The sequence below is a fragment of the Campylobacter sputorum genome (genome assembly GCF_002220775.1).
GTDB lineage: Bacteria > Campylobacterota > Campylobacteria > Campylobacterales > Campylobacteraceae > Campylobacter_F > Campylobacter_F bovis.
The window spans coordinates 1,464,055-1,488,173 of sequence record NZ_CP019685.1 but is presented as its reverse complement, the minus strand read 5'-3'; the positions used below and the strand labels follow the sequence as shown (position 1 = coordinate 1,488,173).

General features: G+C 31.6%; 13 protein-coding genes, 2 tRNA genes, 3 rRNA genes and 2 pseudogenes. 19 read left to right on the top strand and 1 reads right to left on the bottom strand.

From position 1 onward, the window contains the following. Positions 1-4 precede the first annotated feature (4 nt). The 5 genes from CSPB_RS07490 (at position 5) to CSPB_RS07470 (ending at position 4,893) form a co-directional block, all read left to right on the top strand. Positions 5-1,744, top strand: coding sequence for a hydrogenase large subunit (locus CSPB_RS07490; protein WP_089193753.1), 1,740 nt, complete (start codon positions 5-7; stop codon positions 1,742-1,744). Then, positions 1,741-2,280, top strand: a complete 540-nt coding sequence (locus CSPB_RS07485) for a formate hydrogenlyase complex iron-sulfur subunit (RefSeq protein WP_089193752.1) — start codon at positions 1,741-1,743, stop codon at positions 2,278-2,280. The genes CSPB_RS07490 and CSPB_RS07485 overlap by 4 nt, the downstream gene beginning before the upstream one ends. Then, a complete protein-coding gene (locus tag CSPB_RS07480; RefSeq protein WP_089193751.1) occupies positions 2,277-3,104 on the top strand; it encodes an NADH-quinone oxidoreductase subunit B family protein in 828 nt (275 codons plus the stop codon). Before CSPB_RS07485 ends, CSPB_RS07480 begins: the two co-directional genes overlap by 4 nt. Further along, positions 3,098-3,472, top strand: a complete 375-nt coding sequence (locus CSPB_RS07475) for a formate hydrogenlyase maturation HycH family protein (RefSeq protein WP_089183060.1) — start codon at positions 3,098-3,100, stop codon at positions 3,470-3,472. The genes CSPB_RS07480 and CSPB_RS07475 overlap by 7 nt, the downstream gene beginning before the upstream one ends. A gap of 116 nt (positions 3,473-3,588) precedes the next feature. Next, the gene (locus CSPB_RS07470; protein ID WP_089189815.1) at positions 3,589-4,893 is read left to right on the top strand and encodes a hemolysin family protein; all 1,305 of its coding nucleotides are present in this window, start codon (positions 3,589-3,591) and stop codon (positions 4,891-4,893) included. On the opposite strand, the gene cheQ is transcribed toward CSPB_RS07470, so the two are convergent. Then, positions 4,890-5,366 (bottom strand): cheVAW transcriptional regulator CheQ, encoded by a 477-nt coding sequence (gene cheQ, locus CSPB_RS07465; protein ID WP_089189814.1) that lies wholly within the window; start codon positions 5,364-5,366, stop codon positions 4,890-4,892. The two genes, CSPB_RS07470 and cheQ, sit on opposite strands and share 4 nt — an antisense overlap. A 111-nt stretch (positions 5,367-5,477) precedes the next feature. On the opposite strand from cheQ, the gene CSPB_RS07460 reads away from it, so the two are divergent. The 14 genes and pseudogenes from CSPB_RS07460 to CSPB_RS07400 all read left to right on the top strand — a co-directional run bounded on the left by CSPB_RS07460 (position 5,478) and on the right by CSPB_RS07400 (position 24,118). Beyond that, positions 5,478-6,107 carry an NAD(P)H-dependent oxidoreductase gene (locus tag CSPB_RS07460; RefSeq protein ID WP_089193750.1) on the top strand — a complete coding sequence of 210 codons (630 nt, stop codon included), beginning with the start codon at positions 5,478-5,480 and terminating at the stop codon, positions 6,105-6,107. A gap of 561 nt (positions 6,108-6,668) precedes the next feature. Then, positions 6,669-8,410: ribosomal RNA gene (locus CSPB_RS07455) — 16S ribosomal RNA — on the top strand. Between the two features lie 634 nt (positions 8,411-9,044). Next, a tRNA-Ala gene (locus tag CSPB_RS07450) sits at positions 9,045-9,120 on the top strand. A gap of 83 nt (positions 9,121-9,203) precedes the next feature. Further along, a tRNA-Ile gene (locus tag CSPB_RS07445) sits at positions 9,204-9,280 on the top strand. A gap of 553 nt (positions 9,281-9,833) precedes the next feature. Continuing rightward, a complete protein-coding gene (locus tag CSPB_RS07440) occupies positions 9,834-11,567 on the top strand; it encodes a GGDEF domain-containing protein (RefSeq protein ID WP_089193084.1) in 1,734 nt (577 codons plus the stop codon). Between the two features lie 717 nt (positions 11,568-12,284). Beyond that, positions 12,285-15,850: ribosomal RNA gene (locus tag CSPB_RS07435) — 23S ribosomal RNA — on the top strand. A gap of 564 nt (positions 15,851-16,414) precedes the next feature. Next, positions 16,415-16,532 (top strand): 5S ribosomal RNA (rrf, locus tag CSPB_RS07430). Between the two features lie 428 nt (positions 16,533-16,960). Beyond that, positions 16,961-17,206 carry a hypothetical protein gene (locus CSPB_RS07425; RefSeq protein WP_089193749.1) on the top strand — a complete coding sequence of 82 codons (246 nt, stop codon included), beginning with the start codon at positions 16,961-16,963 and terminating at the stop codon, positions 17,204-17,206. Between the two features lie 29 nt (positions 17,207-17,235). Further along, positions 17,236-17,436, top strand: a pseudogene (locus tag CSPB_RS08880) (hypothetical protein); the annotation flags it as partial. A gap of 813 nt (positions 17,437-18,249) precedes the next feature. Then, entirely contained in the window at positions 18,250-19,440 is a 1,191-nt protein-coding gene (locus CSPB_RS07420) for a major outer membrane protein (RefSeq protein ID WP_089193748.1), read from the top strand. 544 nt (positions 19,441-19,984) lie between these two features. After that, positions 19,985-20,680 (top strand): annotated as a pseudogene (locus tag CSPB_RS09150) (methyl-accepting chemotaxis protein); the annotation flags it as partial. A gap of 209 nt (positions 20,681-20,889) precedes the next feature. After that, positions 20,890-21,240, top strand: coding sequence for a beta/alpha barrel domain-containing protein (locus CSPB_RS07410; RefSeq protein WP_201260250.1), 351 nt, complete (start codon positions 20,890-20,892; stop codon positions 21,238-21,240). Positions 21,241-21,427: 187 nt separating this feature from the next. Further along, the gene (locus tag CSPB_RS07405) at positions 21,428-22,774 is read left to right on the top strand and encodes a sodium-dependent transporter (RefSeq protein ID WP_089193746.1); all 1,347 of its coding nucleotides are present in this window, start codon (positions 21,428-21,430) and stop codon (positions 22,772-22,774) included. A gap of 3 nt (positions 22,775-22,777) precedes the next feature. After that, entirely contained in the window at positions 22,778-24,118 is a 1,341-nt protein-coding gene (locus tag CSPB_RS07400; RefSeq protein ID WP_089193745.1) for a sodium-dependent transporter, read from the top strand. Position 24,119 lies beyond the last annotated feature (1 nt).

Genomic DNA, 24,119 nt, shown 5'->3' with positions numbered 1-24,119 from the left:
TTTGATGAAATGTGATAAATTTATACAAGCACTAGAACAAAGAGTAAAAATTTTAGAGGTAACAAGACAATGCGAAGATCAAGTTACTGCTTTGGTAGAACTTAATGATTTGCCAGAAGCTGTTAGATTTATGTATTATGATATGGGCGGTTATCTTTCAACAATGGTTGCAAATGATGAGAGGTCTATAAACAAAAACTACGCTTTATATTATGCTCTTTCTATCGAGGGCGGAAAAATGAGCGATGAAGACGAAATAGCACAAGATGAGAAATGTTTTGTAACTATAAAAGCTTTAGTGCCGCCTGAAAATCCAACTTATCCAAGTGTAACTCCATTTGTTCCAGCTTGTGTTTGGTATGAAAGAGAAGCTTATGATATGTTTGGGCTTGTTGCCGAGGGACTTCCTGATAAAAGAAGACTTGTTTTAAGCGATGATTGGCCAAATGATCTTTTTCCGCTTAGAAAAGATTCTATGGATTATAGATACAGACCTGATATGTTAGAACATCAAAATGAACCAGAATACGAGTTTTTAAGACCACAAGGTGCAAATGTTACTGATATTCCTCTTGGTCCGCTTCATGTTACGGCTGATGAGCCAGGACATTTTAGACTTTTTTGTGATGGAGATATGATAGTAGATGCTGATTATAGGTTGTTTTATCAACATCGCGGTATGGAAAAACTAGCAGAAAATAGAATGAATTATGATCAAATGGGTTATCTTGCCGAGAGAGTTTGTGGAATTTGTGGTTACGCACATGCAATAGCGTGTATTGAAGCTGCTGAAAAAGCTATAAATTTAGAAATTCCAGCTCGTGCTCAAGCTATAAGAGTTATATGTTCTGAGATAGAAAGACTTCATTCTCATCTTTTAAATATAGGCTTAGCCTGTGAGGTAACAGGAAACTATACGGCTTTTATGCATATATTTAGAATTCGTGAGTATTCTATGAAATTAGCAGAACTTGTAACTGGCGGTAGAAAAACTTATGGTAGTGTTGTAATGGGTGGTTTAAGACGCGACATAACTGGTGTAGAAATAAAAGAAAGCCTTAAAATTTTACAAACCATAGATACTCAAGTTGATGAAATTTGGGATGCTGTAATGGATGATAAAAGGCAGATAAAACGCTGGAAAGGTGTTGGTATACTTGATAAGCAAATAGCAAGAGATTTTTCAGCAGTTGGTCCAAATATAAGAGGAAGTGGCATAAAAAGAGACACCAGATACGATCATCCATATGATTTTTTTAAGAAAATTAAATTTGATGTAGCAGTTGAGCATGGTGGAGATGTTCTTTCAAGGCTTACTGTTAGATATAAAGAGCTAAAAAGCTCAGTTAGTATAATACGCCAGTGTTTTGAGCTAATGCCACAAACTGCTATTATTGAAGATCCTAAACTTAGAATAAAACCTGAAAATTATGCACTAGCTTATGTTGAGGCGCCAAGGGGTGAAAATGTTCATTGGATTATGCAAGGAAGTGCTCAAAAGGTGTATCGTTGGAGATGTAGGGCTGCAACTTATAACAATTGGCCAAGTTTGAGATTTCAGTTTCATGGAAATACAATAGCAGATGCAGCACTTATAGTCTGTAGTTTGGATCCTTGTTATTCTTGCACAGAAAGAATAACTTTAGTAGATATAAAAACACATAAAACAAGGATTTTGACAAACAAAGATTTAAAAGAATTTTGTAAAACTTTAAAAAATAATCCTTTAAAGGATTTAAGATGATGAAACTTCTTGATATAACAGAAAAATATGGAAAAAGCACTCATAAATATCCATTTGAACCATATGAAGTAGCAAATAATTTTCGCGGAAGACCGCTTTATAAGTATGAGATTTGCATAGGTTGTGCAGCTTGTGGTATAGCTTGTCCGCCAAATGCCATAACCATAAAACTCAATAATGATAAAACAAAATTGATATGGGAATTTAATTGTGCTAGGTGTATATTTTGTGGGCGTTGCGATGAGGTTTGTCCAACTGGAGCTATAAGACTTAGTGATGAGTTTGAATTGGCTGTTAAATTTGATAAATCAGCTTTAATTCAAAGAGGTGAACTTGAAGTAGAGTGTTGTGAAAAATGCGGTAAAGTTTTTAGCACAAAAAGACTTGTTGAGTATAGTTTTTTAAGACTTAGTAAAGCAAATTTAACACCAAAAAGGTTAGAAGATTCAAAAATGTATTTACACATATGTCCAGAATGTAAAAAAAATATGACTGTTGATAATTTTACTAAAACAAATGGAGCAGAGGTAAAATGAAAATTTATGAAGTTCCTCAAAATATAAAAGATGCAAATGCTCTTGAAGATAAATTAAAACTTCTTAAAATAATTGGTAGAAGTTTTAGCGTTTTTAGGATAGATTGTGGTAGTTGCAATGGCTGTGAAATAGAAACATTTGCTGCAATTACGCCTATGTGGGATCCTGAGAGATTTGGTTTTAAGCTAGTTGCAAATCCAAGACATGCGGATATTTTGTTATGCTCTGGTCCTGTTACAAGACAGATGTATTACCCGCTTTTGCGAGCTTATGAGGCTGCTCCTGATCCAAAGCTTGTAGTCGCTCTTGGTGCTTGTGGTTCGAGTGGCGGTATATTTTATGATTGTTATAGTGTTTTAAGCGGCGTTGATAAGATAATTCCTGTTGATGTTTATATACCAGGCTGTCCGCCACATCCTGCTAGTATTATTTATGGCTTAACTTCGGCTCTTGGTGTAATGGATCAAAAACTAAAAAAAATTAGTTTTGAAAAAGAAGAAAAAATGCCTTTGATTGTTGAAGATTCTGTGCTTGATAATATACTTTTTGAAAGAGATTTGTTGGTTCATGCAAAAAGGTTGATGAGTTATATTTTTGGTAGAAAGCTTTATGATAAGTATTTAGATGCTATAAAAGATAGTAAAGACCCACAAGATCCAAAAGAAACAAAAAAATCTATCATAAAAGCAATGCAAAACGAAGAAGACCCTAGATATGCTGAGTGCTTGGGTATATTGCACAATGAAGTTTATATAAAATACATATCTTGCGAAGATGAAGACAAAATAGAACTAAATAGTGCATTTGGTGCAGAAAAATGGTAGAAGTTCATAAACTTACAAAAAGACATCTTGATGGAGAAAAGATAAATACTAGTAAAGCTTCTCAGATAAAAATTTTTTCTACATGCATAGGACATGGTGTTGGAACTATAGATTTTAGTGAAAAAATTTTAGAAATAAGCGATGAGGAATATGAAAAAATTTTAAATTCGCCAAATGAATACATTAAATTTAAGATAGGAAATTTAAGTAGATATTTTGAAATTGAAATTTTTCCAGAACATGCTAAAAGACTTGTTGAAAATATGATAGATTGTAAATTTAAAGAAATTTTATCAAATTTACATGAAGGTTATTTGGTTTTAAGAAAAGATTTTGTTGGTATAAAACATACAAATTCTGGTTTTTAATTGCTAAATATTTTGTTTTAAATTTCTAAAATAAGTATAAATTATAAAAAATTTGATATAATATTCGAAATTTTTTCAAAAAGGATGTTTAATTGGACCCCGAACACTCGGTTTTAATGTTAATATTAGCTGGAGTATTCATACTTATGAATGCTTTTTTTGTTCTTTCTGAGTTTGCTATAGTAAAAGTTCGTAAAACACGCTTAGAAGAACTTATAAAAAACAAAAACTCAAATGCAAAACTTGCCTATGAAATAACTAGATCTTTAGATACATATTTAAGTGCTACGCAGCTTGGTATTACTCTTAGCTCACTTGCCTTAGGTTGGATTGGTGAACCAGCAGTTTCAAGACTTATAGAAGGACCTCTTAAGGAATATTTTGGATTAGAAGGCGTGGTGGTTCATAGCGCTTCTTTTATTATCGCATTTACATTTATCACACTTTGCCACGTAGTTCTTGGCGAACTTGTTCCAAAATCAATAGCAATAGCACAAGCAGAAAAAGCTACTTTGTTTGTTGCAAAACCTCTACATATGTTTTGGATTGTTTTTTCTCCTGTTATCAAAATTTTTGATTTTTGCTCTAGTGTTATACTTAGAATTCTTGGCGTTAGAAGACCAAAAGAAAATGAAATAGCACATTCTGAAGAAGAGATAAAAAGTATCGTTAGTGAGAGTTTTAAAGGCGGTGTTATAGACTCAATGGAGAGCGAGATTATAAAAAATGCGTTTGATTTTAGTGATACTGTTGCAAAGGAGATAATGACGCCTAGAAAAGATATGGTTTGTTTAAATAAACAGAAAAGCTATGAAGAAAATTTAAAGGCAATAGCTGAGTTTAAATACACTCGCTATCCATATATAGATGGTAGCAAGGATGCAGTTTTAGGAATGATACATGTTAGAGATATTTTGCAAAAAGGCATCATTCCAAACAATAAAATTGACTTTGATTCTATAGTTAGAAAATTTCTTATTGTTCCAGAAAGCTCATCTATATCAAAAATTTTAGTTATGATGAATAAAGAAAGAATTTCGGCATCTTTAGTTATCGATGAGTATGGCGGAACTGCTGGGCTTCTTACAATGGAAGATATTATTGAAGAGTTAGTTGGCGATATAAACGATGAGCATGATGATAAAAATTTAAATTATAAAAAAATTAGCGATGAGATTTATGAATTTAACGGAAGATATGAGATTGAAGATATAGAAGAGTTGCTAGATATTAAGTTTGATGATGATTTAGAACAACTTACGATAGGCGGATATGTAACAAGCTTATTTGAAAGATTGCCTATGGTTGGTGATAAAATAGAAGATATTAATTGTATGTATGAGATAACAAAAATGGAACAAAACAGTGTAAAAACTGTAAAAGTTACTAAAAAAATTTATGAAGATGATGAGGATAATTAATAGTATCCCAAGCACAAAGTATCTGAAATTTTGATACGCTTTTCAAATGGAGTAGGTGAGAAAAATTTGCATTTTTCTATGTATATTATGAAGTTATAGTTTAAATTTAAATCATCATAAAATTTTTTTAAATTTACAAATTTGATTCCAGATATTTCAGATATTTCAAGCATATCATAAATTTTAGATCCATTTGATTTTGTTAAATGAGAACTTGGTAATCCAGTAAAAGAACAAAATGTGCTAGAAAGCACAAGCCCATCTAAATTTGTGCATTTTTTCACCACGCTTATGTATTTTTGCGGTATACTCTCTTTTAGTAAAAAAGAAACTCTTGAGTTTTCAAATTTCCCCACTACTATATTTTTCCAAAAAAGATAAGCATTTGATGATATGTTGGCTATCTTTGAAAATTCTGTATTTAATATATATCCATTTAGAAAATTATTTGGTGCTATTGTGATTTTTAACATTTTATTCCTTAAGACTTAGAAAATTTTACAAGATATGTTATTAAAATTGTTTGAAATTATATTTATAAATAAATGATAAAATCAAATAAAATTTAATAAAAGGAGCTTTGTATGGATATAAAAGATGCTATAAAATTTAGACATGCTTGTAAAATTTTTGATAAAAATAAAAAGATAAAAGCTGATGATTTTGATTCTATAATAGAATCAGCAAGACTTAGCCCATCTTCTTTGGGAATGGAGCATTGGGATTTATTGTTAGTTGAAAATAAAGAAATCAGGGAAAAATTAAAAATTGAATGCTGGAATCAAGCTCAGATTACAACTGCTTCGCATCTACTAGTAGTTTATGCAAAAATTTCAGATCTCAAACCAGGAAGTGAATATATAAAAGATATGATTTCAAGAAGAGCTGATAAAAATAGCGAACAACACGAACAATATATAACTAAAATTGAAGGTTTTATAAAAAGTAATGTTGGTCTTAGTGATGATAAAATATTTGCTTGGAGTAAAGCCCAGTGTTTTCTTGCGTGTGAAAATATGATGTTAATGGCAGCAACCTTGGGTATAGATAGTTGCCCGATAGAAGGTTGGTTTAGCGAAGAAAATTTGCATAAAATTTTAAATAACGACCCAAAAGATAGGCGTATAGCTATGTTGCTTACTTTTGGATATAGACTAAATGAACAAAAACCAAAAATTCGTAGAAGTAAAGATGAAATTTTAAGCATTGTTTAATGTTTATATTTTAAAATTATGCAGATATGTATAATAAATTTGTATTGTAAAATTTTTTAAAATACAAATTTCCTACATTTCTCAACAATAATTTTATAAATTTACAATCCCTCTACTTTTTTCAGCTCACTTTAAGCAATATTTCTATACAATTCAATTTCCGCTTCGCAGAAAAACCTTTTAAAAAGATCTTTTTTGTTGTTAAGTGTGTTTTTTAAATTAATATTGTTAAACATTTTTAGTCAATCTTTGAAATCTAAACAAGTGATCGATTGAGCCATCTATTTTTAGGCTTTCTTTGGAAAGTAAAAAGTAGTAAAAAATATAATTATTAATAATAAAGATTAAAATATCAAATTATTAAAAAATAAAAAGTTTTTAGATTAAAACTTCATATAAAAGCGTGATTAAATTTCTTTAAGTTATTTAGAAATTTATACAAACACCTTAGATTTATCATTATATGAAAAACTAAGTTTTTCGTAAATGTATGTAACTTTAGGTGGGTGTAAGAGAGTAAAACTCCTACACGCAGAACGGACTTTGTTCGTTTAAGTAATAAATATGGAGAGTTTGATCCTGGCTCAGAGTGAACGCTGGCGGCGTGCCTAATACATGCAAGTCGAACGATGAAGTCCTAGCTTGCTAGGATGGATTAGTGGCGCACGGGTGAGTAATGTATAGCTAATCTGCCCCATAGAGAGGAACAACACTTAGAAATGAGTGCTAATACCTCATACTCCAATTATACATAAGTTTAATTGGGAAAAGTAGCTCTTAATAATATATATCAAAGATAATTTATAAATAAAAAATCATAAATATAACAATGAGTTTTTTTAAAGCTTTATATTAATAAAGCAAAAAAAGCAAAGTAGTTAGATTTATTTAGTTTTTAAATATTTTTAAACATAAACAAATTTAATCATAATAATTAAATTTAAATTATCACTAAATTTCTAAACCATCATTTAGAAATATCTTAATATATATTATTAAGAGCTTTCGCTATGGGATGAGGCTATATTGTATCAGCTAGTTGGTAAGGTAATGGCTTACCAAGGCTATGACGCATAACTGGTCTGAGAGGATGATCAGTCACACTGGAACTGAGACACGGTCCAGACTCCTACGGGAGGCAGCAGTAGGGAATATTGCTCAATGGGGGAAACCCTGAAGCAGCAACGCCGCGTGGAGGATGACACTTTTCGGAGCGTAAACTCCTTTTCTTTGGGAAGAATAATGACGGTACCAAAGGAATAAGCACCGGCTAACTCCGTGCCAGCAGCCGCGGTAATACGGAGGGTGCAAGCGTTACTCGGAATCACTGGGCGTAAAGGACGCGTAGGTGGATAGATAAGTCTCTTGTGAAATCTAGTAGCTTAACTACTAAACTGCTTGGGAAACTATCTATCTAGAGTAAGGGAGAGGCAGATGGAATTCTTGGTGTAGGGGTAAAATCCGTAGATATCAAGAGGAATACTTATTGCGAAGGCGATCTGCTAGAACTTAACTGACACTAATGCGTGAAAGCGTGGGGAGCAAACAGGATTAGATACCCTGGTAGTCCACGCCCTAAACGATGTATACTGGTTGTTGCTATGCTAGTCATGGCAGTAATCCACCTAACGGATTAAGTATACCGCCTGGGGAGTACGGTCGCAAGATTAAAACTCAAAGGAATAGACGGGGACCCGCACAAGCGGTGGAGCATGTGGTTTAATTCGAAGATACGCGAAGAACCTTACCCGGACTTGATATCTAACAAATCATCTAGAGATAGAAGAGTGTCTGCTTGCAGAAATGTTAAGACAGGTGCTGCACGGCTGTCGTCAGCTCGTGTCGTGAGATGTTGGGTTAAGTCCCGCAACGAGCGCAACCCACGTGTTTAGTTGCTAACAGTTAGGCTGAGCACTCTAAACAGACTGCCTTCGTAAGGAGGAGGAAGGTGTGGACGACGTCAAGTCATCATGGCCCTTATGTCCGGGGCGACACACGTGCTACAATGGCATATACAATAAGACGCAATATCGCGAGATGGAGCAAATCTATAAAATATGTCCCAGTTCGGATTGGAGTCTGCAACTCGACTCCATGAAGCCGGAATCGCTAGTAATCGTAGATCAGCCATGCTACGGTGAATACGTTCCCGGGTCTTGTACTCACCGCCCGTCACACCATGGGAGTTGATTTCACTCGAAGCCCAAATACCAAATTGGTTATGGTCCACAGTGGAATCAGCGACTGGGGTGAAGTCGTAACAAGGTAACCGTAGGAGAACCTGCGGTTGGATCACCTCCTTTCTAGAGTACAATGAATATTTCTCACAAAATATTCATCAAAGGAAAATTTTAGATTAGTATATATAAACTAATCTACTCAATCATCCTTGTTTAGTTTTCAGAGATTGATCTTAATAAAGATATATAGTGCTAAAAAGAAATTATATAATTTAGATTTTACTTAAATAAAAAATAATTTATTTTATTGTTTAAAGCTATCTAAAACAGAATATGTGAGCTTTGCACAATAAAAAGCAAACTGCTTTGCTTTTTAATTGATTACTGTTGTGAGCAAAGCGAACCAGTAAGCATACTGCGTGCATTTGAGTTTATTTGCATAAGAAAATATATAAATATGGGGAATTAGCTCAGCTGGGAGAGCGCCTGCTTTGCACAATAAAAAGCAAACTGCTTTGCTTTTTAATTGATTACTGTTGTGAGCAAAGCGAACCAGTAAGCATACTGCGTGCATTTGAGTTTATTTGCATAAGAAAATATATAAATATGGGGAATTAGCTCAGCTGGGAGAGCGCCTGCTTTGCACAATAAAAAGCAAACTGCTTTGCTTTTTAATTGATTACTGTTGTGAGCAAAGCGAACCAGTAAGCATACTGCGTGCATTTGAGTTTATTTGCATAAGAAAATATATAAATATGGGGAATTAGCTCAGCTGGGAGAGCGCCTGCTTTGCACGCAGGAGGTCAGCGGTTCGATCCCGCTATTCTCCACCATTTAGATAATACAGAACTGAATATGGAAAACAGATTAAAGAAAATATCCGTTATCTGCACTCAGACATCCGTATTTGGTAAGAGGGCCTATAGCTCAGCTGGTTAGAGTGCACCCCTGATAAGGGTGAGGTCATAAGTTCAAGTCTTATTAGGCCCACCATTATATCATTAATTAGTTTTTAGTGCATTGTTATAATAAAAATGTTTATAATATAATATTATTTAATCCAAAAAAACTTCTAGTATTCATTTTATTCAAATGCTAAATTTAAAATAGCTTTAAATCTTAAATTTGTTTTTATAGTTGCTTGTATTATAACGAGATACTATTTAACTGTTATTATTAAGATAAATTTAATATCTAGAGTAATCATATATAATGATGAATATTAAAAAAACTAAATTTTGTGTATTATTTAGTTTTAGCACTGTCTTATGTAAATATTTATTATTAAGACTTAATAACTTCTGTTATTATCCAATCAAAATATAAATAACAATTTATGATTTTATTTATATGTTTTATAAAATATTTTTTATACCCTGTATTGGTTTTAAAACTTATTGCTATTTTTAAAGATTTTCTTCTAAAACTACTTATAATTTTAGATATTTTAATAATACACAAATTTTAAAAAGTTATAAAGAGAAAAATAGTCTTAAGTGTGTTTTGATATAATTATAAATAAATATTTATATAAAGTGCAATTAAAATGAATAAGGAAATTTCTTTTCGTTTTACGATTATAATGATTTTTAGCTTTTTATCATTGTTTATTATTATGATAATGTTTGGCTTCCAGTATATTTTTAGTGAAAAACTTGCTAAAAATATAACTCTTGAAAAATTTGAAACAATGGTAAATCAAATTGAAGCAGGTGCTATTAATAGACATGAGACAAATATTGATTCTATTGAACAACTTGCTAAGATTATGGAATATTACAATATTAATAACGCAAAAGATACTCAAAATAATAAATATAAATTGCTTGATGTTTTTAGTGCTATTTTAAATAACAAAACTAGGTTTTATGCTATTTATATTGGCGATAAAGATAATAATTATTTTGAAGTTATCAAACTTACACCCTTTGATGATGAAAAATACAACACCACAAGTAACGAGAAGTGGGCACTTATCGAGGTTAAAGAAAACGATATTGGTTATAAGTATATTAGTTTTTATGATAAAAATTTACACAAAACTAGGGAATTAAGATTACAAGATAATTATCTTGTAAGTGCTCGTCCTTGGTTTAAAGAAGCAAATGTAAGCGTTACAAAAATATCTCCGTATGAATTTACAGCAGCTTTAATTCAAGGTGTTATGGGTATGACTTATACTAAAAAAATTAACGAAAATACTGTTTTGGCAATAGATTTACTAATAGATGATATAAAAAATTATTTAAAAGAAAGCTCTAAAGTTTTTAATACTGAGTTTTATATGTATTCATCAAACGATAAACAACTTATAATAAAATCACAAAATGCTAGTTCCAACATTGTATTAAATGATATTTTAAAAAACAAAAATGACTATCTTTATACGGATAAAAATGGTGAGACATTTATATACAAGATTTTAAATTTAAATCAAACATACATAATTTTATTAGTTAATTTAAACGAAGCAAAAAGCGAATATTCTGATAAATTTAAATATATGATTTATATAACAATTGGTGTTATTTTACTACTTTTGCCTTTTATTTTTTATATGTCAATGCTTATTTCAAAACCTATTATTGCTTTAGTTAAAAACACTATTTTAATCAAAGAGCATAAATTTAACGAAATAAAAACTATAAATTCTAGAGTAAAAGAAATTTCACAGCTTGTAAGTTCTCTTACAGATATGGCTGATTCAATTCATGATTATCAAACAAATTTAGAGAGCAAAATTCGCCAAAGAACAGAGCAATTAGAAGAGAAAAATAACGAGTTGCAAATTCTTTCGATTACTGATAGACTTACTGGGATTTTCAATCGTATTAAAATTGATGAAGTTTTAGAGCAACATATGGAAAATGCAAATGATTTTGGTGTTAACTTTGGTTTAATAATGATAGATATAGATCATTTTAAAGCTGTTAATGATACATATGGTCATAACACAGGAGATATTGTACTTAAGGAATTTGCATCTATTATTAAAAGAAATGTTCGTTCAACTGATACTTTTGGTCGTTGGGGTGGTGAAGAATTTATGATAATTTGCGTAGATGTAAATTTGGAAATTTTAACTAAAATAGCAAACAAATTTAAAAAACTTATCGAAGAACATGATTTTTCAATAATTCACAAAAAAACTGCAAGTTTTGGTGTGTCTATATACAAACAAGGCGAGAAGGTAGAACAAATGGTTGATCGTGCAGATAAAGCACTTTATAAAGCTAAAGAAAATGGCAGAAATCAAGTTGTAAATGAGAGTGAAGTTTAATTAGTATAAGTAGTAAATAGTAATGTATGTTTTAATAAATATTTAAGCTTAAATTAGTATAATTACATTTCCGTTTCGCAGAAAAAGAAAAATAAACGAAGCGATGTTATTTAACTTACTATTGTTAAAAGTCACAAACAAGTTTTAATAAAATAAAACAATTTTACAGGACCTTGTTAAAGCTTTAATTATATTGATTACAAAAAAGCAAGCTTTTAGATTTATCTGTTATCTAAATTTAAAAGTTTAAAGATTATGTCACGGTATATAAAGAGTTAAAAACTTATCTTTATATATTATTAATCTCTTTCCGTCTTAAATCATATATAATTAAACATTGTAAATAAAGTAAGATAAAAATAAAGAGAGAATTTTTTAGACATTTAAAAGTTTAAAAGGTAACTTTTTATTAATTAAATAATAAAAATATAGTTCTTATTTATAACTTTATTAGCTATAGAGTTTAAATATCAATTATTAATATTTAATTATTTAAAATATTTTTATTACTATTTATCTTTAACAAGGAAGTGATGCGAATTAGAATATAAACATAATAAACAATTCTAATAAATTCCAAAGACAATAAAATTAAATTTACTTACAATCGGTGAATTTATGTTTTTGTTGTAAATCTTTATAACTTTAGGTGGGTTGAGAGAGTGCTTGCACTCCCCACCGTAAAGACGAATTTTATTCGTCTGCGGAATTAAAAAAAGGTAAGCTACTAAGAGCAAATGGTGGATGCCTTGGCTGGTAGAGGCGATGAAGGACGTACTAGACTGCGATAAGACACGGGGAGCTGTCAAGAAGCTTTGATCCGTGTATTTCCGAATGGGGCAACCCAGTGTATAGTAATATACATTATACGGGTTACAGAGAATAGATTAAATACCAAATTTTATTATTAAATTTATTATGATTAACTTTTAAATTATTTCTTAGTCTATAAATCATAGTTTAGAAATAACTATAAAAGAGTAATAAATAGAATAGATAAAAATATTTTTTACTTCATAAAGATTAATTATAATAAACTAAAAACTAAAATTTCTGTATATAGTTATCTGTTGTCTGTAATCCGTAGGCGAACGTGGGGAATTGAAACATCTTAGTACCCACAGGAAAAGAAATCAAAAGAGATTACGCTAGTAGCGGCGAGCGAACGCGTAAGAGGGCAAACCACTAGTTTACTAGTGGGGTTGTAGGACTGCATAAAAGACTAAAACATGATAGTAAAACAATCTGGAAAGATTGAGCATAGAGGGTGATACTCCCGTATACGAAATCATCTTTTTACTTAGCAGTATCCTGAGTAGGGCGAGGCACGTGAAACCTTGTCTGAATCTGGGAAGACCACTTTCCAACCCTAAATACTACTACTAGACCGATAGTGCACAAGTACCGTGAGGGAAAGGTGAAAAGAACTGAGGTGATCAGAGTGAAATAGAACCTGAAACCATTTGCTTACAATCATTCAGAGCACGATTCTTTATGACGTGTGATGGACTGCCTTTTGCATAATGAGCCTGCGAGTTGTGGTGTCTGGCAAGGTTAAGGAAACCCGGAGCCGTAGCGAAAGCGAGTCTTAATAGGGCGTTTAGTCAGATGCTGCAGACCCGAAACGATGTGATCTATCCATGAGCAGGTTGAAACCGGTGTAAAAACCGGCGGAGGACCGAACTGGCAAGCGTTGAAAAGCTTTCGGATGACTTGTGGATAGGGGTGAAAGGCCAATCAAACATCGTGATAGCTGGTTCTCTCCGAAATATATTGAGGTATAGCGTTGTGTCGTAACTATAAGGGGTAGAGCACTGAATGGGCTAGGGCGTATACCAATGTACCAAACCCTATCAAACTCCGAATACTTATAGTGTAATCACAGCAGTCAGGCGGCGAGTGATAAAATCCGTCGTCAAGAGGGGAACAACCCAGACTACCGACTAAGGTCCCCAAATCTTATTTAAGTGGAAAACGATGTGAAGTTACTGAAACAACCAGGAGGTTGGCTTAGAAGCAGCCATCCTTTAAAGATAGCGTAATAGCTCACTGGTCTAGTGATTTTGCGCGGAAAATATAACGGGGCTAAAATAAGTACCGAAGTCGTAGATTCGGAATACAGATTACAGAATACAGATTACAGAGTTTAAAGAAATAAAACAGAGTGAATACAAATAATAAAAAACTAGATGTAACTGATTTAGAAATTTATAAATCATCTTATAATCTTATGTTAGAAATTCACAAATTAACACTATCTTATCCAAAGATAGAACAATTTGGTGGTATAGCTGATCAATTAAGAAGATCAAGTAAAAGTATAACTGCTAATATGGTAGAAGGTTATGCTAAACATAGATTCTATAAAGATGAGTTTAAAAGAATGCTAGTTTATTCAATAGGAAGTACAGATGAAACTATCTTATGGATAAGAGTTTCAAAAGATTTAGGTTACATTGATGAAAAAATATCTAATAAATTAATAAAAGAGTATAAAATCTTAGTTAGAAGATTATCTGTATTTACAAGTAGTATTAAATAATTAACTTTAAATTCCGTAATCCGTATTCTGTCATCTGTATTCCGTCTGGTAGGAGAGCGTTGCATTCAGCGTTGAAGGTGTACCGGTAAGGAGCGCTGGAGCGGATGCAAGTGAGCATGCAGGCATGAGTAGCGATAATTAATGTGAGAATCATTAACGCCGTAAACCCAAGGTTTCCTACGCGATGCTCGTCATCGTAGGGTTAGTCGGGTCCTAAGCAAAGTCCGAAAGGGGTATGCGATGGAAAATTGGTTAATATTCCAATACCTTTGATTATGTGCGATGGAAGGACGCTTAAAGCTAGTGGGGCTAACTGATGGAATAGTTAGTCTAAGGATGTAGGTTGAGTTATAGGCAAATCCGTAACTCTTTATCTGAAATCTTAAAGGCTTACAAAACTCTTCGGAGTAGCGTAAGAACCCATGATGCTATAGAGCCAAGAAAAGTTTCTAAGTTTAGTAATCAAAGCCCGTACCGTAAACCGACACAGGTGGGTGGGATGAGTATTCTAAGGCGCGTGGAAGAACTCTCTTTAAGGAACTCTGCAAAATAGCACCGTATCTTCGGTATAAGGTGTGCCTACCAGGGTGTTAAAGCCCTAGAGGTTACAACAAAGAGTCCCTCCCGACTGTTTACCAAAAACACAGCACTCTGCTAACACGTAAGTGGATGTATAGGGTGTGACGCCTGCCCGGTGCTCGAAGGTTAATTGATGGGGTTAGCATTAGCGAAGCTCTTGATCGAAGCCCGAGTAAACGGCGGCCGTAACTATAACGGTCCTAAGGTAGCGAAATTCCTTGTCGGTTAAATACCGACCTGCATGAATGGCGTAACGAGATGGGAGCTGTCTCAAAGAGGGATCCAGTGAAATTGTAGTGGAGGTGAAAATTCCTCCTACCCGCGGCAAGACGGAAAGACCCCGTGGACCTTTACTATAGCTTGACACTGCTACTTGGATAAAAATGCGCAGGATAGGTGGGAGGCTTTGATCCATAGATTTTGGTTTATGGTGAGCCATTGTTGAGATACCACTCTTTTTTATTTGGGTAGCTAACTAGCATGAGTTATCCTCATGTAGGACAATGTCTGGTGGGTAGTTTGACTGGGGCGGTCGCCTCCCAAAATGTAACGGAGGCTTACAAAGGTTAGTTCAGAACGGTTGGAAATCGTTTGTAGAGTATAAAGGCATAAACTAGCTTAACTGTGAGGCATACAAGCCGAGCAGAGACGAAAGTCGGTCTTAGTGATCCGGTGGTTCTGTGTGGAAGGGCCATCGCTCAAAGGATAAAAGGTACCCCGGGGATAACAGGCTGATCTCCCCCAAGAGCTCACATCGACGGGGAGGTTTGGCACCTCGATGTCGGCTCATCGCATCCTGGGGCTGGAGCAGGTCCCAAGGGTATGGCTGTTCGCCATTTAAAGCGGTACGCGAGCTGGGTTCAGAACGTCGTGAGACAGTTCGGTCCCTATCTGCCGTGGGCGTAAGAAGATTGAGGAGAGTTGACCCTAGTACGAGAGGACCGGGTCGAACCAACCACTGGTGTATGGGTTGTTCTGCCAAGAGCATCGCCCAGTAGCTAAGTTGGGATGTGATAAGAGCTGAAAGCATCTAAGCTCGAAGCCAACTCCAAGATGAATCTTCTTTTAAGAGCTCTTATAGACTATAAGTTTGATAGGCTGGATGTGTAAGTGATGTAAGTCATTTAGCTGACCAGTACTAATAGCTCGTTTGCTTATCTTTTATTTTTTTTGTTTGTCTTTTTTCTACTAAACTGCGTCAGACTTCATATAGTTCTGCGGTCATTACCTATATGGTAACTCCCTTGAACTCATTTGTCTTCCTTGTTTAGCGAAAAAATACCTCCAAAAATACATAATAACTATACAAATAAATAGTTAAAATTAAGCATCACTTCCTTGTTAAGGATAAAATTAATAATGATTTAGTTTAGTGTAAGAACAATTGCACGAAAGCTTGATTAGATTTTTGCATTCATTACCTTTAAGGTAACTCACTTAAAACTAATCAAACTTTTTACAAGCCTTACATCTAATCACAAATCAAGTTTGCTAGAAAGATATAAAAGTGAAATATCTTTAATCCTTAATAAGTAAAAAGTTTTATAATTAAAACTTAGACTTTTAACAATTTATCTAACAGTGTTTAATAAGAATACTTTTATAAGTTCGTGGTTTGCTTAAAATACGACTATTTTTAATTTAGATAAGGAAAGCGAATAATAAGCATACTTTTTAATCTTGACGCAGTATAAATAAAAAGAGAAAGTATTTTTATTTAACACTGCTTTGTGGCTATACAGATATGGAAACGCCTTGCCCCATCTCGAACCAAGAAGCTAAGCATATCATGGCTGATGATACTCTCCCTTACTGGGATGTGGAAAAGTAAGTCGCTGCAAAGCGTGTTAATAATTTATTCTACAAATCTTTCTTAATTTATTCACATTTATTTATATTAAAATAATTAAATAAATTTAGTATTTTTTATATAATAATTCATATTAAATTAAATATAATTTACTTTTATTACTTTTGTTTCACAATTATTTTATTGATTATAAATAATATAATATTTATAAATTTAATGTTTCTTTATTGGTATTTATATCTTTAAATTTATTTATAGTATTTGATTATTAATATATTGAATTGAATATATAGGGACTAGCCTAGCATTATAGTATAATAATACTTATTAAAACTCTAAATAATCGTGCTTTAAGCACTTATAAAATCAAAAAATTATTTTTCACTTCTAACTTGCGATACAAATGCCACTTTTAGAAGTAAACTATTAAGCATTAATCGCAATACTATAAATCTATATTTTATGATTTTTAGACAAGAAATTTACGAATATCAAATGGCTAAATTTGATAAAATTATCGGTAGTGTGAACTTGATGAAAGTCGCTTCGAAAGCTATAAACAAGGTAAAACTAAAAATAGATAGAGGCACTAGTATGCAACATGTATTTGGAGTAGCAACAAAGAAGTTTTACCAAAATCACACCTTATATGAGAAAGGCAACACTTTAATAGAGCGTAAAATTGATGTAAAGCGTGATTTATACTGATGATTATTGTTGCGATGGACTAGCAGAATAAACATTTTAGGGTAAATCACAGCAAGAACTAATTTACACTTGATGGAGATATATACATAAATGTAATTGAAAGTTTTTGGAGTGCAACAAAATGTAGATTAGCTGAATTTAACGAAGTAAAGGCAAATTTTGAACTTCATTTGAAAGAGTGTGAATTTAGGTGGAGAAAAGATAAAAATTTATGTATAATATACTTTTAAAATTACTTAAAAAGAAATGGTTGCTAGGCTAGATCCATATATAATATAAACTAACCATTATTTTTAGTAAAATTAATTAGTATAAATTTAATTTTTTAAGAACTACTATAAAATATCGTGCTAGTGATATATCTTTTTAAATTTAGATTATTTTATATTTTTGTTAAAGTCTTTTTCATGCTTTATCTGAATGTTTGTATAAAAATAAATTTTAAATTATTGCTAATATTTATAATGTTTAAAGTGTAGGTAGTGTATTGGGATATCAATTTAATTATGTTTAGGCTCAAGGTAACAAAATTCCATTTTACTTCGCTATGCTTGTAGCTTTGTAGAAATAGTTTCTAAAAAGTTTGTAAGAACTATTATTAATTTTAGTAAAATTGATATGAATTTTCTTTATTGCTGAACTAGTGTTTGAGGAATAAAATAATATTTAAAAATATTTTAAAATATTAAAAATAAATTAAATATATTATAAAATCAAAAATATCAAATTTTATAGTAAATTGATAATTTATTAAATTCATCTCCTTTTCGTGTGTATGAACTAAACTGATCTAAACTAAGCACAAGGAGAACTAACAGAGCAACTTTATTTTTATAGTTTTAAATATGTTTTTTGGTAGTATGTTGGGATGTGAGGGGGGGGGTATAAAGTAAAGCAATATATTTAAAAATATGTTTTAGTGCAGAAATTACAAATTTATTTTTTATTTGTTAATCTTTACATATAAATTTATAAAATTTTAAGCATAAAAAATGATTTTTTATGTTATCATTCGTTTACCAAAACAGATTAAGGAGAAATTTATGAAATTAACTAAACTTAGTTTAGCGGTTATGGTTGCACTAGGTACATTTTCTGTGACAGCTTCGGCTATTCCACTAGAAGATGCTATAAAAGATGTTGATGTTAGCGGATATTTAAGATATCGTTATACACATGATGATGACGAATCTGAAAAAAATGAGTCAAAAGGTGAACATGGATTTAAAGGCGTAGTAAATTTTAAAGCTGCTTTAGATGATAACTTCTTTACAGTAGTTGGTTTACAATACGATTCAAGAGATCCATCTGGAGAGAAAGGTGCTAATAACTGGAATTTTGATGGAAAAGCAAGCAGCACTGGTGAAGATTACGATGATTTTAAACTTAGACAAGCATTGTTAGGATATACAATAGGCAATACAACTATCATGGCTGGTCGTCAAGAAGTTGGTGCATTTTTCACTGATGATATGGTAGGTGATGGTATCAAAGTTCTTAACCAAGATATAGAAGGTTTAACTCTAGCTGCTATAGCATTTGATAACCTAGATAACGATAGTGATATTGGTTCTTTAGAATTGAAAACCAATGAACACAATCTATATGGTGTAGCTGCTATAGGTTCTTATGATCCACTATCTTTCCAACTATGGTATGCATCACTTATAGATGTAGCTGATCTTTTTGCAGCTGATTTAGCATTTAACTTCGATTTAGATCCAGTAATGCTTGGTGTAAAAGCACAATACGCTTTCTCATCAGTTGATGGTGATTTAGAAGAATTAACTAATAATTTAGCAGATGATGCACAGTTTTATGCAGCTGAGTTAACTGCTGAAGTAGCTGGTTTTGATTTAAGTGCTGGATATATAAACTTCGAAGCTGATTCAAAAGATAAAGCTGGCGTAATCTCTTATGAGGATCAAGGATCATTTATTAGCCCAGGTGAAGAACTACTTGATTATACATTATTTGAAGGTGAAAATTGGTTCTGGTTTGCTGGTGCTGGATATACATTCTTTGATAAGTTAAGAATAGGTGGAGAGTATATAGACGGTGAAAACAAAACAAATGCAGGTACTCAAGATCAAAGCGAATGGGTTGCTAGAATAGACTATGCACACACTAAAAATCTTAAATTTAAAACATGGTATTCTCAAGTTAATTATGATGGAGCCGGTAAAGATCACGATGATAATAGATTTAGATTTGAGGCTAAATACTCATTCTAATTTAGTTGATGAGCGAGCTTTCGCTCATCTTTTTTTTCTTAAATTTCTATATTTTTTCTTTATTTTTTACAATACTAGCTAACAAAACATAAAATTTAACAATAAAACTATGATATAATGATAAAAATAATTTAACAAAAGGATATTTATGTTTTTGAATTCTAAAAAATCTCAAAATTCCGCTGAGTTGGAACTATTAAAAAAAGAAAATGATTTACTAAAAGCCGAAATAGAAAATCTAAGATCTAAACTAAATAGTTGCGAGACAAATAAAGATAATATAAAAGTAGTTGATAGCACTAAGCAAAAGGCATTAGATCTCCTTATAGCAAGTTACTCAGATGGTATAAATTTTTTACAAGGAACTATGGAAGAAAATCTTGTTATGTTAAATAGTATGAATGAGTTAAACAACGAAACTTTTGGTAAAACCAAAATTCTTACAGAGGAAATAAGTTATATAAATGAGTCTATGCAGAAAGTTGAAGTAACTAGCAGTGAACTTCAAAATAGCTCCCATTCATTAAACGAAAGCGTTGGTGCCATAGTAGAGATTATAAATTTGATAAAAGATATATCAGATCAAACAAATCTTCTTGCACTAAATGCTGCCATAGAAGCAGCAAGAGCTGGTGAACATGGTAGAGGATTTGCTGTGGTGGCTGATGAAGTTAGAAAACTAGCTGAGAGAACACAAAAAGCAACCGGTGAAGTTGAAGTGAATATAAATCAACTAAAACAAAACTCTAACACAATGTATGAGATGAGCGAGAAATTTAGAGAACTTTCTGGGAATGTTACTCAAAGACTTGATGAGTTTCATAAAAATATAGAAGATGTTAATAATAACACAAATGATACTATAAATAAAGCTACTAACATTACTAATGAGATTAGTATAAGTAATGGCAAGATAGATCATATAAATTTAAAGCTTAGTGCTTATAAAGCGTTTTTATATAACGATATACAACAAATTCCAGACCATACAAGCTGTAGATTTGGAAAATGGTTTGGCGAACAAGTTAAAGTTATATTAAAAGATAACCAAGATATAGTAAAAAAAGTAGCATTTCATCACGAAAATGTCCATAATGGTCTTTTAAAGGCTGTAAATATATTTGCAAACGAGGCATCTAAAAATAAAGAAGAAGGTATAGAGATTATGGAAGATGTTGAGAATTCAAGTAAAGTTGGATTTGAAATGCTTTTAGATGCAATTAAAAAAGTAAGAAAATAATTATTTATATTTAAATTTAATTTTTATATGGTTATTATCATAACTTTTGATAAATTTTATAAAAATAAAAACTATTTTGGAGAAAAAGTAGCAAGTTTCTTGGTGGAGTTATAATGGATGTTACAGATGTGTAGCAAGCAAAAATAGCATAAGATATTTGCTGTTGCTGTTATGGCACTTGAAAGAGTTTTTGCTGATGATACTAACATATAGAAAAAATATTTAAAGCACCTTTTGTTTGTGGTGCTAGAAATTTAGGCGAAGCATTAAGGCGTGTTAGTGAAAGTGCTAAAATGATACGAACAAAAGGTGAAGCTGGAACAGGCGGTGTTGCAACTCCAGCAGATGCCGCACTTATGAGACAACTTGGGGCAGAGGGCGTATTTGTAGGAAGTGGTATATTTAAATCAGGTAATCCTGCAAAAATGGCAAATGCTATAGTTAAAGCTGTGGCGAATTATAATAATATAGATGTTATACTAGAAGTTTCTAAAGATCTTGGCGAAATTATGGTTGGCATAAACGAGGAAGAAATTAAGACTATTATGTCTTTAAGGTAATTATTATGCAGGCTTAGGCTTGCATAATTTTTGTTTAAAATACCAAATTATAAACAATAACTACAATTAAAATGCTTTTACATCATAAATTTTTAATGTATTTGATTTTTTAAGTTTAAAATTATATTATTTAAGCTTTGTTTTGATAACATTAAATTTTTAATTTAAAAAATATGGATATTTGTTTATGAATGAGAAATTTAGTCGCATAGGGTTTATTTTAGCTGTTGCAGGAAGTGCTGTAGGTCTTGGAAATGCTTGGAAATTTCCAACTTTGGTAGGGCAAAATGGTGGAAGTGCATTTGTTTGCCTGTATCTTTTGCTTACACTTTGCGTTGGATTTGTTATATTTTTAGCAGAGCTTAGCATTGGAAAATTAAGCGGAAAAGATCCAGTAAATGCATACAAGGCTTTAGGCGGTGAAAAAAGTTCTTGGAAATTTGTTGGCTTTAGTATGCTTGGTGCTATTTTGATAGTTAGTTTTTATAGTATTATTATCGGCTGGACTGTTTATTATGTGTATTTGAGTTTTTTTTCACTTCCAAGCGATATACAAAGTAGCAAAATTGTTTTTGACAATTTACTTACAAATAGCTTATTTTCTCAATTCATTAGTTTTAGTATAGTTTTTGTTTGTATTTTTATAGTTGTTTCAAGAGGTGTAAAAAACGGCATAGAAAAATTAAATGTTTGGATGATGCCAGCACTTTTTATCATACTTGTCTTAATGCTAATATACTCATTTACAATGAATGGGTTTATGGATGCTTTTAAATTTCTGTTTTTACCAGATTTTAGCAAACTTGGTGTAAGTGCTGTTTTGCAAGCCTTAGGCTTAGCATTTTTTAGCCTTTCTATAGGTGCAGGTTCTGTTATAACATATAGTGCAAGTTTAAACGATAATACAAATTTCATCTCTAGCACTTTATACATTATATTTATAAATATTTTAATCGGTCTTATGATGGGACTTGTTGTATTTACTTTTATTTTTGAGTTTAATGCCAATGTTTCACAAGGTCCAGGACTTATATTTATCTCCTTAACAACGCTTTTTGCAAAACTTGGGATAATTGGAAATATTTTAGCGATAATGTTTTTTATAGCACTGTTTTTCGCTGGATTAACAAGTGCTGTTTCTATGGTAGAACCATTTGCTTTTTATCTTATTAATACTTATAAAATGCAAAGAAAAAATGCACTGATTTTAATAGGTTTTATAGTTTATTTGCTTTCTAGCATGTGTATTTTGTCTTATTATACTGTTACGAGTGATAAATTTAGCTTTTTTGATATGAGTTTTTTTGATATTTTGGATTATTTAGCATCTAATATAATAATGCCTCTTGGTGGATTTTTCGCTGCGATTTTTGTAGGTTATGTTATCAAAAGAGATATAATAAAGAAATTTTTTGGAAAATACTTAAAAGATGTGTATTTTGAAATTTGGTATTTCTTTTTAAAATTTGTTTCGCCTTTTGCTGTTATTGTGATAATGGCTTATGAGCTGTTTTTCAAAAAAATGATAGGATAAAATATGAATGAGAAATTTAGTCGCATAGGGTTTATTTTAGCTGTTGCAGGAAGTGCTGTAGGTCTTGGAAATGCTTGGAAATTTCCAACTTTGGTTGGACAAAACGGCGGAAGTGCATTTATACTTTTGTACCTTATTTTGACACTTAGTGTAAGTTTTGTGATATTTTTAGCAGAAATTGCAATAGGTAGATTATCAGAAAGCGATGCAGTAAATGCTTTTAGAAAATTAGCTCCAAATAATAAGGAAAAATGGAAATTTGCTGGATTTTTTATGATAGGGGCTTTGCTTATTTACTCTTTTTATTCAGTTGTTATGGGCTGGATTTTAAAGTATACGGTTACTAGCGTAGTTTATTTGCCAAAAAGTATGGAAGAAAGTGGAGCAGCATTTAATGCTTTGCTTAGTAATGATTTTTTTGTATCTTTTATATGTTTTACAATTTGCTCGTTGGTTTCATTTTATATAGTTTCAAAAGGTGTAAAAAATGGCATAGAAAAATTAAATGTCTGGATGATGCCAGCACTTTTTATATTACTTTTGCTTATGGTTGCTTATTCTCTTAGTTATGATGGATTTTTGAAGAGCTTGTCATTTTTGTTGGTTCCGGATTTTTCGGCTTTAAATAAAGATAGTGTTTTATCTGCACTTGGACTTGCATTTTTTACACTTTCTCTTGGTGTAACAACGATAATAACATACGCTGCAAGTTTGCCAGAAAAAACAAATATATTAACATCAAGTTTGAGTATAGTTTTTATAAATATTTTAATCGGTATAATGATGGGACTTGTTGTTTTTACATTTATATTTGAGTTTAATGCAGATCCATCGCAACAAGGTCCTGGACTTATTTTCATCTCTTTGACCGTGCTTTTTGCAAAACTTGGAATAATTGGAAATATTTTAGCTTTTGCATTTTTCCTTTCTTTGCTTTTTGCTGCTATAACTTCTGCTATATCGATGATAGAGCCAAGCATATATTATCTTGTAAATTCTCACAATATGACGCGTAAAAATGCAATTATTGCTATTTTTATATTTACATATATTTTAGGTGTTTTTTGTATTTTAGGGTATTATAGTAAAACGGCTGATGTTTTTAGCTTATTTGGAAAGAGTTTTTTTGATATATTAGATTATTTAACATCAAATATCATGATGCCATTAAGTGGTATAGTAACTTCTATATTTGTTGGCTTTGTAATGAAAAAAGGTCCAATTGAGATTTTGTTAAAACCTTATATGGGAGAAAAACTTTTTAATATTTGGTATGTTTTGCTTAGATTTGTTGCACCTTTTGCAGTGCTTGTTATCATGATAAATCAAGTGTTTTTTTCTTAGT